This window comes from uncultured Tateyamaria sp., from assembly GCF_947497045.1.
GTDB lineage: Bacteria > Pseudomonadota > Alphaproteobacteria > Rhodobacterales > Rhodobacteraceae > Tateyamaria.
The window spans coordinates 350,452-362,874 of sequence record NZ_CANMEU010000004.1 but is presented as its reverse complement, the minus strand read 5'-3'; the positions used below and the strand labels follow the sequence as shown (position 1 = coordinate 362,874).

General features: G+C 61.9%; 14 protein-coding genes. 10 read left to right on the top strand and 4 right to left on the bottom strand.

The window, feature by feature from the left end:
• The first annotated feature begins 12 nt into the window (after positions 1-12).
• From meaB to Q0859_RS11290, 6 genes are all read left to right on the top strand, one after another.
• Positions 13-987: a methylmalonyl Co-A mutase-associated GTPase MeaB gene (meaB, locus tag Q0859_RS11315; RefSeq protein WP_299151158.1), complete on the top strand. Its 975-nt coding sequence runs from the start codon at positions 13-15 to the stop codon at positions 985-987.
• Positions 988-1,064: 77 nt separating this feature from the next.
• Entirely contained in the window at positions 1,065-1,268 is a 204-nt protein-coding gene (locus Q0859_RS11310) for a hypothetical protein (protein ID WP_299151157.1), read from the top strand.
• Positions 1,269-1,403: 135 nt separating this feature from the next.
• Positions 1,404-1,676: a hypothetical protein gene (locus tag Q0859_RS11305; protein WP_299151154.1), complete on the top strand. Its 273-nt coding sequence runs from the start codon at positions 1,404-1,406 to the stop codon at positions 1,674-1,676.
• A gap of 120 nt (positions 1,677-1,796) precedes the next feature.
• Positions 1,797-2,087, top strand: a complete 291-nt coding sequence (rpmB, locus tag Q0859_RS11300) for a 50S ribosomal protein L28 (RefSeq protein WP_299151152.1) — start codon at positions 1,797-1,799, stop codon at positions 2,085-2,087.
• A gap of 117 nt (positions 2,088-2,204) precedes the next feature.
• On the top strand, positions 2,205-2,546 hold the full coding sequence (locus Q0859_RS11295) for a hypothetical protein (protein ID WP_299151149.1): 342 nt from the start codon (positions 2,205-2,207) through the stop codon (positions 2,544-2,546).
• Between the two features lie 52 nt (positions 2,547-2,598).
• Positions 2,599-3,090, top strand: a complete 492-nt coding sequence (locus Q0859_RS11290; RefSeq protein WP_299151146.1) for a copper chaperone PCu(A)C — start codon at positions 2,599-2,601, stop codon at positions 3,088-3,090.
• A gap of 84 nt (positions 3,091-3,174) precedes the next feature.
• Here the strand turns inward: Q0859_RS11290 and Q0859_RS11285 are convergent, their stop codons facing one another.
• The 3 genes from Q0859_RS11285 to Q0859_RS11275 form a co-directional block, all read right to left on the bottom strand.
• Positions 3,175-3,741: a flavodoxin family protein gene (locus Q0859_RS11285; protein ID WP_299151143.1), complete on the bottom strand. Its 567-nt coding sequence runs from the start codon at positions 3,739-3,741 to the stop codon at positions 3,175-3,177.
• Between the two features lie 254 nt (positions 3,742-3,995).
• The gene (locus Q0859_RS11280; RefSeq protein ID WP_299151140.1) at positions 3,996-4,358 is read right to left on the bottom strand and encodes a hypothetical protein; all 363 of its coding nucleotides are present in this window, start codon (positions 4,356-4,358) and stop codon (positions 3,996-3,998) included.
• 97 nt (positions 4,359-4,455) lie between these two features.
• Positions 4,456-5,343 (bottom strand): LysR substrate-binding domain-containing protein, encoded by an 888-nt coding sequence (locus tag Q0859_RS11275; protein WP_299151138.1) that lies wholly within the window; start codon positions 5,341-5,343, stop codon positions 4,456-4,458.
• Positions 5,344-5,443: 100 nt separating this feature from the next.
• Between Q0859_RS11275 and Q0859_RS11270 the strand changes: the two genes are divergently transcribed.
• Together Q0859_RS11270 and Q0859_RS11265 are read left to right on the top strand one after the other, a co-directional pair.
• Positions 5,444-6,667, top strand: coding sequence for an acyl-CoA dehydrogenase (locus tag Q0859_RS11270; RefSeq protein ID WP_299151135.1), 1,224 nt, complete (start codon positions 5,444-5,446; stop codon positions 6,665-6,667).
• A gap of 138 nt (positions 6,668-6,805) precedes the next feature.
• Entirely contained in the window at positions 6,806-8,956 is a 2,151-nt protein-coding gene (locus Q0859_RS11265) for a thiamine pyrophosphate-dependent enzyme (protein ID WP_299151133.1), read from the top strand.
• On the opposite strand, the gene Q0859_RS11260 is transcribed toward Q0859_RS11265, so the two are convergent.
• On the bottom strand, positions 8,939-9,925 hold the full coding sequence (locus Q0859_RS11260; RefSeq protein ID WP_299151130.1) for an ester cyclase: 987 nt from the start codon (positions 9,923-9,925) through the stop codon (positions 8,939-8,941). The two genes, Q0859_RS11265 and Q0859_RS11260, sit on opposite strands and share 18 nt — an antisense overlap.
• A 99-nt stretch (positions 9,926-10,024) precedes the next feature.
• Here Q0859_RS11260 and Q0859_RS11255 point away from each other — a divergent pair, with 99 nt between their 5' ends.
• Both Q0859_RS11255 and Q0859_RS11250 read left to right on the top strand, forming a co-directional pair.
• On the top strand, positions 10,025-11,071 hold the full coding sequence (locus Q0859_RS11255) for an ABC transporter ATP-binding protein (protein WP_299151127.1): 1,047 nt from the start codon (positions 10,025-10,027) through the stop codon (positions 11,069-11,071).
• A 96-nt stretch (positions 11,072-11,167) separates the two neighbouring features.
• Positions 11,168-12,388 (top strand): extracellular solute-binding protein, encoded by a 1,221-nt coding sequence (locus Q0859_RS11250; RefSeq protein WP_299151124.1) that lies wholly within the window; start codon positions 11,168-11,170, stop codon positions 12,386-12,388.
• The last annotated feature ends 35 nt before the right edge of the window (positions 12,389-12,423 follow it).

The following is a 12,423-nucleotide window of genomic DNA, read 5'->3' as shown; positions in this document are numbered from 1 at the left end:
ACGGAGCAGCCCATGGACACCACCGATCTGGCCCACCGCATCGCCGCTGCCGAGCGTCGCGCGCTGGCCCGTGGCATCACGCTGGTGGAAAGCGCGCGGCCCGATCACCGCGCACAGGCGCTTGAGGTGTTGGCCGCCTTGCCGCGCGACCGCCAAGCCTTGCGCATCGGATTGTCGGGCACGCCCGGGGTGGGCAAATCGACATTTATCGAGGCATTTGGGATGATGCTGGTGCGCTTGGGGCTGCGGGTGGCGGTGCTGGCGATCGATCCGTCCTCGGCCCGGTCGGGCGGGTCGATCCTGGGGGACAAGACCCGGATGGATCTGCTCAGCCGTGAGCCGAACGCTTTTATCCGTCCCTCGCCCAGTCAGACCCATCTGGGTGGTGTCGCCCGGCGCACCCGCGAGGCCGTGGCGTTGTGCGAGGGGGCCGGATTCGATGTGGTGCTGATTGAAACGGTCGGGGTGGGGCAGTCCGAAACGGTTGTGGCCCAAATGGCCGATCTGTTCCTGCTGTTGCTCGCCCCGGCGGGCGGGGATGAATTGCAGGGGGTCAAACGCGGCATCATGGAAATGGCGGACATGATCCTGATCAACAAGGCGGATGGTGATCTGAAACCGGCGGCGACACGCACCTGTGCCGACTATGCGGGTGCCCTTCGCCTCTTGCGCAAACGCCCGCAGGACCCTGCCGGGTATCCCCGTGCGATGATGGTGTCTGCACTGCACGAGGAGGGGCTGGAGGCCGCGTGGGCCGACATGCAAACCCTTGCAGATTGGCGCAGGCAGGCTGGGTTTTTTGATGGGACGCGTGCTGCGCAGGCCCGTTACTGGTTCGAGGAGGAAGTCCGGTCCGCACTGTTGGCGCAACTCAAGGCGGATCCGGTGCGTGCGGCAATGGATGCGCTGGCCGGGCAGGTCGAGGCCGGAGAGATCAGCCCCGGCGATGCAGCGCGGGATCTGATTTCGCATCATCTGAGCCGCTAGATGGACGCGCCGCTGTCGATCTTTGTCGGGGATCGGCTGCGGGTCGATTTGTTCACCCCACAGGGCGACGGTTGCGGGTGACGTTTCGTCACCGGGTGCACACGGATGGCAGCTTTGACGCGCCGCGCGCCAGTCAGGGCTATGTCGAGGCGGGCCATGTCCAACTGCATATCCAGGCGCGGCTGAACGACTGGTACATCAATGATGAGACGACCGCGTTGGAAGGCGTGCTGGCGCAGGCGACCTCGGGCTATGGATGGCGTGTCGCCTTTGGCTTTTGATGGGCGGCTACGGCGCGCTGCGGTTTTCGTCCGCGTCGGATTTACGGCACGTGGTGTTGGTCACACCGTAGTTTTCGATCCATCCGCAAGTGGTGCCGTTTGACAAACGGTTTCGCACTTGCGCGGGCGAATTTGGTGCAGTGCCATGTCCGGCGGCTCAGTGTGGCGCGCACGCCCGGAGCCGGGCATCAGGCGGTACAGGTTTTGAAGCCCGGAGGCAATTTCGGGCACTTTCAACGGGCCTTGCTGGACCTGCGGGTGCGCGCGTGCGACGTGATTGCGTGGTACAAGGCCGGGCGGCGGGGCTTGGGCGATGCGGCGCAGAAACACGGGCATGTCGCACTGGCGGACACAGCGCACAGCCGGGCGGCCTCTTTGATCGGTTCCAAGGCACCATCTGGGGGTTGACGCGCCGGAGCCTTGGGCCTAATCACGCCCAAACCAGATTCCCGGGGTCCGCCGCGGCGGAGCCCTTTTATATTTGCCGAAGGCCAGCCTTTTGCAATCTCACTAGACGAGGATGACCCCATGTCGCGCGTATGCGAATTGACCGGTAAGGGCCCCATGGTTGGCAACAATGTCAGCCACGCGAAAAACAGAACCCGTCGGCGGTTTTTGCCGAACCTGAACGATGTGACCTTGCAGTCCGAAACACTGGGCCGCGGTATCAAGCTGCGCATTTCGGCAGCGGCGTTGCGGTCGGTCGACCACCGTGGCGGGCTTGACGCGTATCTGGCCAAAGCCAAGGACACAGAGCTGTCGGCCACCGCGATGAAGGTCAAGAAAGAGATCGCCAAGGCGCAAGCTGCGTTGGCCTGATCTGACCACTGTCCCTTGGGGGATCGAGAAATTTAACCCCGCCTGCGATCGCGCAGGCGGGGTTGTTTCGTTTTGACGTGGTTGAGTGTCGGGGCTTGTGGGGCTAAAACTGAGCCTATGATACGCGCGCTCCTCTCTATCCTGTTCAGCCTGATGCTGGTGGCGACAAGCCACGCGATGGGGGCGGCGCGCCACAGCACGATGGCTGTGGACAGCATGGTGATCTGTGCGGGCGACACAACCTATGTGGTCTATGTCGACGGGCAGGGTGATCCGACCATGGCCCCGCATATGTGTCCGGACTGCGCGCTGTATGTCAGTGGCGCGCTTGGGCCGCCCCTGTTTTTGGTTGAGCGCCCCCTGACGCGTGCGGCCAACACGCGCCTGTCGCATGCGGTGGCCGGGAATGCCGATACATTCGCCAATGCGCGCGCGCGTGCCCCACCGATCCGGGGCTGAGGTCTTTTCCCTTCGTTTCACCACCACACATCACTCAAAAAAGGGGGCTTTCATGTCCTTTCGTTCGTTTGTCGCGGCCAGCTTGGCTGCAACTCTTTTGGCCGTGCCCGCATGGGCTGACGGCATTATGATTATGGACCCATATGCGCGCGCGGCCAGCCCGGCCGCGAAATCCGGTGCGGCGTTCATGGTGATCCACAACACCTCGGACCAAGATGATCGGCTGATTGCGGCCCGTACAGACGTGGCCAAGCGGGTTGAGTTGCACACTCATATCGAGACCGGCGACGGGGTCATGCAGATGACCGAGATCGAGGGCGGCATCGACCTGCCCGCCGGGGCGACGCACCACATGATGCGCGGTGCGGATCACGTGATGCTGATGGGCCTGAACGGGTCGCTGGAGCAGGACGCCGAAATCGAGGTCACGCTGGTGTTTGAAAAGGCCGGCGACGTTGTTGTAACCATCCCGGTCGACAATGCGCGCAAGCCCGAAGCCGGGGCGCATGGGGGGCATGCCGATCACTCCAACCATTCAAACTGATCAGCCCTCGGGCGCAGGACACCTGCGCCTTACAGGCCAATCCTGCGGGGCCTTGCATCTATCGCGATGCGGGGCCCCCTTTTTCTATCGGGACATCCGCGTGCAAAGGCGGGCGACACGTGCGCCAAATCGCTGGCCGGTATCCAGATCGCCGGGCCGCACTGCGCCGCGTGGTGTGCTAATACTGCTTCCCATCAGGCCGAGCCATCCACCATCGGCATTGATCCCGGCCTCTGCCGGAAAGACAGGTGCGCCGATGTCATTTGGCCCCACCCAGATCATCCCCATCTGTGCTGCGAACACCGACAGCCGCTGCAAGGTTGCCAGTTTGTCACCCGATCCAAAGGTCGCGACGGTGAAGCCGCCAGCGACCTTGTCGGCCCACGTCTGGTCCATCCAGCGCCCCCCGGCCTCTTCCAGGAAGGCAGCATAGGCAGCAGCAACCGACCCCATATAGGTCGGCGCGCCGAACAGGATCGCATCCGCGCGGTCCAGGTTGGCCCAGTCCCGCGCCGTGATCTGTTCGATATCAATGATATGGGAGGTCGCGCCTTGCCGATCTGCGCCTTTGGCGATGGCCGTGGCAATCTGGGCGGTGTGACCCGCGCCCGAGTAGTAGGGCAAGGCAATGATGCAGGCTGATTTGGACATGGTGCGCACCTTGCCGTTTGGTGCATCTCTGTGCAAGCGCGGGCGTGTTTACGCGGATGGTACGGTCCGGAGGCAAGTGACCCCGACCCATGACCACGCCTGATCACGCGCAAAGGGCAATCAGACTGCGCGCGTGTTGCGCGCCGCCCGATTGCCGCTGTGCGATGTCACGAAGTGGAGACGAAACGCGTTTTGGGATTGGGTCGCGGGTTTTACCCGGTCAGCCCAACAAAATCCAAGGCGCAGTGGGTTCCTTAGTCGTTGTCAGACTCATCGGCGCTTGGCGGGTTGAAATCAACCATGCCTGCGATGATGAGGTCGCCGTCGTCATCCGTGACGAGTTTGCTGTAGAACTCGCGGGGTTTGTCTTCATCAAAGACAACTACAACGATGTCGTCAGCCTCAATAGGGTCGGTCGCCCATTCGTCGCCAGCCGATCCGATTGTGTGAGTGATACCGGATACGTTTTCGAACCGGACGCTGTCACCTTCGTTCATATAGGTGATTTGCGGAAAGAATTCGCCGTCCAGAATCATAACATCATGGACTTCGCCCACAGCCGTTGTGGCGGTGGTCAGGGTGGCTACGGTTGCCACAAGGGTAATCATGCGCTTCATGCCAGCATTCCTTGTCAAGTCTCGGCCCCACCCGGTCAACAGAATCATATGGCGTAGTGATCCCGCAAAATTGGGGCGGAAATACGGCAGGCTTGCGTCAGGGATTGGGCAGTTGTGTCGATACCCATGTTTGAAAGGCTTGCAATGACGGGGGCACGGGGCGCTCGGCAGGCCAGACCAGATAATAGTCGCCCACGCTTTGTTCGGCATTGGGGGATACGGCACGCAGCGCGCCGCTGTCCAGATGCACCTGTGCCACAAAGGTCGGCAACAAGGCCACGCCAAGCCCGTGGATTGCCCCCTGCGCCATGGTTGAAAACTGATCAAACATCATGCCAGAGGCGTCCGGGGCAGGCAGGTCCTGTGCTGCAAACCACCGCGCCCAAGCGCGGGGACGGGTTTCAAGGTGTAACAGCGGCAGGGTGCGCAAACTGGCCGCGTCGCTGGCCTTTGCAGCCATGTCGGGTGCGGCAACCGCAACAACGGTTTCGGGCATCAGAGGCAGATAATCAGCCCCCGGCCAGTCCCGCCGCCCGAAATGGATCGCCGCGTCAAAGGGCTGTGTGCGAAAGTCGAACGGGGCCAGCCGGGTCGACAGGTTCACCGTGACCTGCGGGTGGGCGTGCGCGAAATCCGCCAAACGGGGGGCCAACCAATGCATCCCGAATGCGGGCAATATCGCAAGGTTCAGCGCGCCACCTTCGGCGTTGGCCCCCGCCGCGACCGAAGCGGAGCCAAGACGGTTGAGTACATCGCGCACCTGCGCGACATAGCTGCGCCCGGCGGGTGTCAGAACAAGCGCGCGGCCCTGGCGGGCCAGCAACTCAGCGCCGATTTGCGCCTCGAGGGTCTTCAATTGGCGACTGATCGCGCTTTGGGTCACAGACAAATCCTGAGCCGCGGCGGTGGCTGATCCCAGTCGGGCCACTGCCTCAAAGGCCAGTAAGGCCGGGATTGACGGCAGGAAGCGGCGATGCATCAACATATGCGTTTTTCTCATGGGTTGCAGAACAAGGCATCGTTAGATGTTGCGTCGTTTTCCTGCAATACTGGGATGACCCCGCGCGCAGCCAAGGAGAGACGAGATGAACGCCCCAAGCAAAATCCTGAAGGCCAAGGATGCCCCCGATCTGGGCACGTTCGATTGGGCCGATCCGTTTCGACTGTCCGCCCAACTGAGCGAGGATGAACGGATGATCCAATCCTCTGCTGCCGCATATGCCCAGGAAAAACTGGCCCCGCGTGTGGTCCAGGCCTTTGAGAATGAGACCTCCGCGCCCGAGATCTTTACCGAAATGGGTGAGATGGGATTGCTGGGTGTGACGCTGCCCGAAGAGTATGGGGGGCTGGGGGGATCCTACGTGTCCTATGGCCTCGTCGCGCGCGAAGTGGAGCGGATCGATTCGGGGTACCGGTCGATGATGTCGGTGCAGTCGAGCCTCGTGATGTACCCGATCTATGCCTATGGCTCAGAAGAACAGCGGCGCAAATACCTGCCGAAACTGGCAAGTGGGGAATATATCGGCTGCTTCGGCCTCACCGAACCGGATGCCGGATCGGACCCGGCGGGGATGAAGACGACAGCGAAAAAGGTCGATGGCGGCTACGTGCTGAATGGGGCCAAGATGTGGATTTCCAACGCGCCAATCGCCGATGTGTTCGTGGTCTGGGCCAAGTCCGATGCCCATGACGGCAAAATCCGCGGCTTTGTGTTGGAAAAAGGGGCCAAGGGGCTTTCGGCCCCCAAGATCCAGAACAAGCTGTCACTGCGCGCCTCGATCACGGGTGAGATCGTGATGGACGGCGTTGAGGTTGGCGAGGACGCACTATTGCCGGATGTGCAGGGCCTCAAGGGGCCGTTCGGGTGTCTGAATCGCGCCCGCTATGGAATCTCGTGGGGTGCCATGGGCGCGGCCGAGTTCTGCTGGCATGCGGCGCGCCAATATGGGCTGGATCGCAAGCAGTTCGGCAAACCGCTGGCCCAGACCCAATTGTTCCAGAAGAAGCTGGCCGATATGCAGACCGAGATTGCGCTGGGTCTGCAAGGGGCACTGCAAGTGGGTCGGTTGATGGATGCCGCTCAGGCCGCGCCCGAAATGGTGTCAATCGTCAAACGCAACAACTGCGGCAAGGCGCTTGATATCGCGCGCCATGCCCGTGACATGCACGGTGGCAACGGGATTTCGGGTGAGTTTCAGGTCATGCGACACATGATGAACCTTGAGACGGTGAACACATATGAGGGCACCCATGACGTCCATGCACTCATTCTGGGGCGCGCCCAAACCGGCCTGCAGGCCTTTTTCTGAGGACAGGACCGTGGGGCTGTCTGCCCCCCGGACCCCCCGACGGTATTTCTGGTCAAAAGAAGGGGCGGGCACCCTGTTTCTTTTGACCGAAAATACCGCCGCCGGAGGCACTTAAATCCCCTTTTTAACGGATGTTTCATGGACCGCGTTTCGATTGTTCACGACAATTTTCTCTCTCGCCTGGCTGCGGGTGATCTGCCGCATGTTGAGGTGGGGGGGCTTGGCCTGCCTGCGTCAAAGGGGCTGTTTGACCACCAGTGTCTGACCCGCGCCCTCGATATCGTCAGTCGCGAGATGCAGAAGGCGGGCCGTGGATTTTATACCATTGGGTCGTCGGGGCACGAAGGCATGGCTGCGGTGGCTCATGCGCTGCGCGTTGACGATATCGCGTTCCTGCATTACCGCGATGCGGCCTTTCAGATCGCCCGGGGCGCGCAGGTTGGCCATGAGATGTGCCGCGATATGCTGCTGTCCTTTGCCTGTGCGGCGGATGATCCGACCAGCGGTGGGCGTCACAAGGTCTTGGGCAGCCGGGATCTGTTCATTCCGCCGCAAACTTCGACCATTGCCAGCCATCTGCCCAAGGCGCTTGGTGCGGCCTATGGCCTGGGTCTCGCCCGCCGTGCGCGCCCCGAGCGCGCCATCCTGCCCCGTGACGGTATTGCAGTTGCCAGTTTCGGGGACGCATCCCTGAACCACTCGACGGCACAGGGGACCATCAATGCGACCGGGTGGACGTCCGTTCAGGGTGTCCCCTTGCCGTTGCTGTTGATTTGTGAGGATAACGGCATTGGCATTTCGACCAAAACGCCCAGGGGCTGGGTTCGTGCCAGCCTCGAGCATCGCCCCGGCCTCGTTTACTTTTCGGGTGATGGCCTGGATCTGTGGGATACCTATCGTGCTGCGGCCGAGGCGGCGGCCTATGTGCGCACCCATCGCAAGCCGGCGGTCCTCCATTTGCGCACAGTCCGCCTTTATGGCCATGCGGGTGCGGATGTCGCCACCAGCTATTTGCCGCGCGCCGAGGTTGAGGCGGACGAGGCGAACGACCCACTGTTGCGCAGTGCGGCGGGGCTGATTGCGCTTGGCCTGCCCGCGCAGGACGTGCTTGCCACCTATACCGATGCCCTTGCGCGCACCCGCACGGAGGCTGCGCGCATCTCGGATGCCCCCGCGCTTGAGGACGCCGAGGCGGTGATGTCCGCGATTGTTCCACCCGCCAGCGGTGCCCCCGTTCCAAACGGCCCGAGTGCGCAGGCGCGCGCCGAGATCTTCGGCTCGGATCTGGCGTTGATGGCGCAGCCGCAGCCCATGTCCCGCCTGATCAACTGGGCACTGAGCGATCTGATGCTGACCCATGGCGAAACCGTCGTCATGGGCGAGGATGTGGGGCGCAAGGGTGGGGTTTACGGTGTCACCCGCAAGCTCCACAGCCGCTTTGGGCCCTCGCGGGTCATTGACACGCTGCTCGATGAACAATCTATTCTCGGGCTTGCCATCGGTATGGCCCATAACGGGTTCGTGCCCATGCCCGAAATCCAGTTTCTGGCCTATTTGCACAATGCCGAGGATCAGTTGCGCGGCGAGGCGGCTACGTTGCCGTTTTTCTCGAACGGGCAATGGGCAAACCCGATGGTGCTGCGCATCGCGGGGCTGGGGTATCAAAAGGGGTTCGGCGGCCACTTTCACAACGACAATGCGCTGGCTGTGTTGCGCGACATTCCGGGGCTGATTGTAGCCTGCCCGTCCGATGGGGCGGAGGCAGCGATGATGTTGCGTGAGTGCCACCGTCTTGCGCGCGAGGAAAACCGGGTTTGCGTCTTTGTGGAGCCGATTGCGCTTTATAACACTGCGGATGTTCATGCGGGCGATGGCGCATGGTTGCGGGCCTATCCCGCCCCTGATCGGCGCATCGCATTGGGCGAGGTCGGTGTCCATGGCACCGGCGATCTTGGAATTGTGACCTTTGGCAATGGGCGTTATCTGGCCGAACAGGCGGGAGTTGCAAACGCCCGCATCGTTGATCTGCGCTGGATCTCGCCCCTGCCGGGTGGGGCGATGTTGGAGGCTCTCAATGGGTGCAGCCACGTTTTGGTCGTCGATGAAACGCGTCGCTCGGGCGGGGTGGCCGAGGCGGTGATGACCGCCCTGTATGAGGCGGGTCATCGCCATATTGCGCGCTATACGGCGCAGGACAGCTTTATCGCGACGGGCCGCGCCTATGCCGCCACCTTGCCGTCGGCGCAGGGTATTGCAGATGCCGCACAGGCGCTACGGAACGGCGTTTGAACGCGCGATCAGGTCCACGCCCATTTGCGCCATCAGATCCATATAGTCGAGGCAGACCCAGTTTTCGGCAATCTGCCCATCCGCGCAACGGTAGAAGTCCATCACGCGCAAGGTGAGTGCTTTGCCCGTTGCGGGCACGCCCAGATAGGGCCCTGCATGGGTCATGGTCATCGACGGCCAACCCGAGATTGCGGCGTAGTTGCCCTGACCGATACGGGCATAGTGATTGCCGCCCTTGCGGTCAGGGAAGGCCGCCAGAAACGGCGTGCGGTGGTCGCGGGTGAACCCATCCCACCGGTGGTTCGATCCGATCCCGCCGGGGCCATACCACAGCATATCGTCCGCCCAATATCCGCCCACGCCCGTCTGCCCCTTGGAGGTGCCTGTGTCGGGATCATAGACGTGCAGATCGCCCAGCATTGCCTCGATCAGATCAAGACTGGCGGTGCCATCGCCGCCGGGCAGAATACCGTCATGGGTGGCCGGGCCGGGAAACAGCATTTCGGTGCCCAAGAGTCCTCCAAACGGGTCGCGTCCCGCCTGCCGCATCAGGTCGGGCAGGTCCAGGATGATGCGGGTTTCCACAATGTGATCACCTTCGATCCGGTAGAATTCGCCAGAACGCAGAAAGGCGAGGCGATTCGACGCGGCGATCCCCCAAAGCGGTCCCGCAAAGGTGCCGACGTAATGCGTGAGGGCCGCAATCCATGTGCCACCCACGCTGCGCCGGTTCGGACCGGCGACAAAGACCTCATCCCGGCGGCGGGCGTGCCGCAGCGCGGCGCGCAGCGGGAGATAGACCGCCTCCCACGCCCCCTCCCGACCTGCAATATCGTTCACGGGATGCGAGAAATGAAAGGCGCAGTCCGCCGCAAAGACTGCATCAAACGCTTGCCGCGCCGCAGCAATATCGTCTCCCCACAACGCCTCCAATTTCGACTTGATGCCCAGTTCTCTTTCGGTGCTCATGGCTTTGCCTCCAGTTTTTGCACACGTGTGCAAAAAACAGTTGCCAATGTGTGAACCAGTTGTCTAGCCTCAATCAACTTGCCGGGACGGGGGACTCCGATGGCTGAAATCCAATTGCGCAACATCAACAAGCGGTGGGGCTCCTTTGTGGGGGTCGACAATTTTGATCTCACCATCGCCGATCAGGAGTTTCTGGTGCTTCTGGGGCCGTCGGGCTGTGGCAAGACCACGACGATGCGTATGATTGCCGGGCTTGAGGACGCGACCGAGGGGGACATCATCATCGACGGCAATCGGGTCAACGATCTGGACCCCAAGGACCGCGATGTGGCGATGGTGTTCCAGTCCTATGGGCTGTACCCGCACCTCAATGTCTATGAGAACATCCGCTTTCCGCTGAAGGTGCGCAAGGCTGACCCCGCGACCCATGATGAACGGGTGCGCCGCGCCAGCGCAATGGTCGAGTTGGATGAGTTTTTGCATCGCAAGCCTGCGGAGCTGTCGGGCGGTCAACGCCAAAGGGTTGCCTTGGCGCGTGCCATCGTGCGTGAACCCAACGTGTTCCTGATGGATGAGCCGCTGTCGAACCTTGACGCCAAGCTGCGCGTCAGCACGCGCGCGCAGATCAAGAACCTGAGCCACGAGTTGAAAGTCACCACGGTCTACGTCACCCATGACCAGATCGAGGCAATGACACTGGCCGACCGGGTTGTGGTGATGAAACAGGGCAAGGTGCAGCAGGTCGGCACGCCCACCGAAATCTATGACAACCCGGCCAACACCTTCGTGGCCAGCTTTATCGGCTCGCCTGCGATGAACCTGATGGACGGGACGATGGCGGGGGGCACCTTCACGGGCGACAAGGTCTCTATCTCGGGGATCAGCGCGCCGGACGGCCCCGTCACACTGGGCTTTCGGGCCGAAGATGCGGCCTTGGCCGACACTGACGGACAGATCACCGCGCCAATCTATACGATCGAACTGCTTGGAGACGCGACCATGCTGACGGTCCGCGCAGGTGGCCAGCTGGTGTCTGTCAAAGCACATAAGGAATTCCGGGCCGAGATTGGTGACACTGTGTCGTTCTCGATCCCGGCGGGCATTTGTCATGCCTTCTCATCCTCGTCGGGCGAACGCATCGCCTGAGGACAACCGCCCGCGCCGGGGGCACCCGGACGGGCCATAATGGCCGGTGCAGGCTTGCAAGATGCACTGGCACCCAACGCAACAGGGAGTTTGCATATGTATTTGAAGAAACTGGCATTGGCGGGCGTCGTCTCGCTTATGGGCACATCGGCTTTCGCGGCCTGCGCCTATGAAAACGACGTGCCACTGAAATCGCTGAGCGCGGGTTTTGAAGCGTGGAAAGCTGTCACGGACGCGATGGCCGAGTGCGGCAATTTCCAGGCCGAACTGGATCAGGAATTTCGCACCAAACAACCTGCTGCCTTCGAGGCCAACCCGTCGCTTTACCACATCGGTGGCGTATCCAATGGTACGATTACGCCCCTGCTGAATGCAGGCACAATCCGTCCTCTGGACGATCTGGTTGCCAAATATGGTCAGAATCTCGCGCCCAACCAGTTGATCAAGGTCGATGGCAAGATCATGGCTGTTGCCATGATGGTGAACACCCAGCATCTGATGTACCGCGCGGATATCTTTGATGAGCTGGGCCTCGAAGTTCCCACATCATGGGACGAAGTGTTCGCAGCTGCCGCAACCATCAAGGAAGCGGGCGTTGTCGATCACGCCATTGGTGCCACAATGAAGTCCGGCTGGAATCTGGCTCAGGAATTCGTGAACATGTATCCCGGCTTTGGTGGTCAGCTCTTTAACGCTGACAACACCACGGCGGTGAACTCGGATGCGGGCATGAAGGCGCTGGAAACCATGGCGCGCACGCTGGACTACACCGATCCCGAGGTGCTGGTGAGCGACTCGACCTATGTGCAGCAGCAGTTCCAGCAGGGCAAAATCGCCATGTCGAACCTGTGGGCCAGCCGTGGTGGTGCGATGGATGATGCCGCCGAAAGCTCGGTTGTGGGCAAGGTCAAAATGGCCGCAGCGCCCCTCGCGATGGAAGGTGGTGCGCCTGCCACGACCCTGTGGTGGGACGGTATCGTGATCGCTGCCAACATCACCGACGAAGAGGCCGACGCCGCCTTCCGTCTGGCGATGGAAGGTCTGGACGAAGAGATGGTCAAAGCCAACAACGAGGCGGCGATCTGGCTGGTCAAAGGCTACGAGCCGGGCCCGCTTGCCAAAGGTGCCATCGATACTGCCACCGCATCGCCTGCAGCCCCCGCCTATCCTTCGACCACGCAGATGGGCCTGTTGCACACTGCCTTGGGCAACGAGCTGCCCGCCTTCCTGACGGGTGAGCGTGACGCCGCAGCCACATTGGTGGCGGTCGAAGAAGCCTACACGACCTCGGCCAAAGAGGCGGGCGTGCTGGAATAAGCACCATTCACGCGGCTGGCCGGGGGTACCCTTGG

Coding starts and splice junctions, on each gene's coding strand:
- Q0859_RS11285 (WP_299151143.1), bottom strand. CDS start 3,741: ATGTCCAAATCAGCCTGCATCATTGCCTTGCCCTACTACTCGGGCGCG.
- Q0859_RS11270 (WP_299151135.1), top strand. CDS start 5,444: ATGAACGCCCCAAGCAAAATCCTGAAGGCCAAGGATGCCCCCGATCTG.
- Q0859_RS11275 (WP_299151138.1), bottom strand. CDS start 5,343: ATGTTGATGCATCGCCGCTTCCTGCCGTCAATCCCGGCCTTACTGGCC.
- meaB (WP_299151158.1), top strand. CDS start 13: ATGGACACCACCGATCTGGCCCACCGCATCGCCGCTGCCGAGCGTCGC.
- Q0859_RS11260 (WP_299151130.1), bottom strand. CDS start 9,925: ATGAGCACCGAAAGAGAACTGGGCATCAAGTCGAAATTGGAGGCGTTG.
- Q0859_RS11290 (WP_299151146.1), top strand. CDS start 2,599: ATGTCCTTTCGTTCGTTTGTCGCGGCCAGCTTGGCTGCAACTCTTTTG.
- Q0859_RS11280 (WP_299151140.1), bottom strand. CDS start 4,358: ATGAAGCGCATGATTACCCTTGTGGCAACCGTAGCCACCCTGACCACC.
- Q0859_RS11265 (WP_299151133.1), top strand. CDS start 6,806: ATGGACCGCGTTTCGATTGTTCACGACAATTTTCTCTCTCGCCTGGCT.
- Q0859_RS11295 (WP_299151149.1), top strand. CDS start 2,205: ATGATACGCGCGCTCCTCTCTATCCTGTTCAGCCTGATGCTGGTGGCG.
- rpmB (WP_299151152.1), top strand. CDS start 1,797: ATGTCGCGCGTATGCGAATTGACCGGTAAGGGCCCCATGGTTGGCAAC.
- Q0859_RS11250 (WP_299151124.1), top strand. CDS start 11,168: ATGTATTTGAAGAAACTGGCATTGGCGGGCGTCGTCTCGCTTATGGGC.
- Q0859_RS11255 (WP_299151127.1), top strand. CDS start 10,025: ATGGCTGAAATCCAATTGCGCAACATCAACAAGCGGTGGGGCTCCTTT.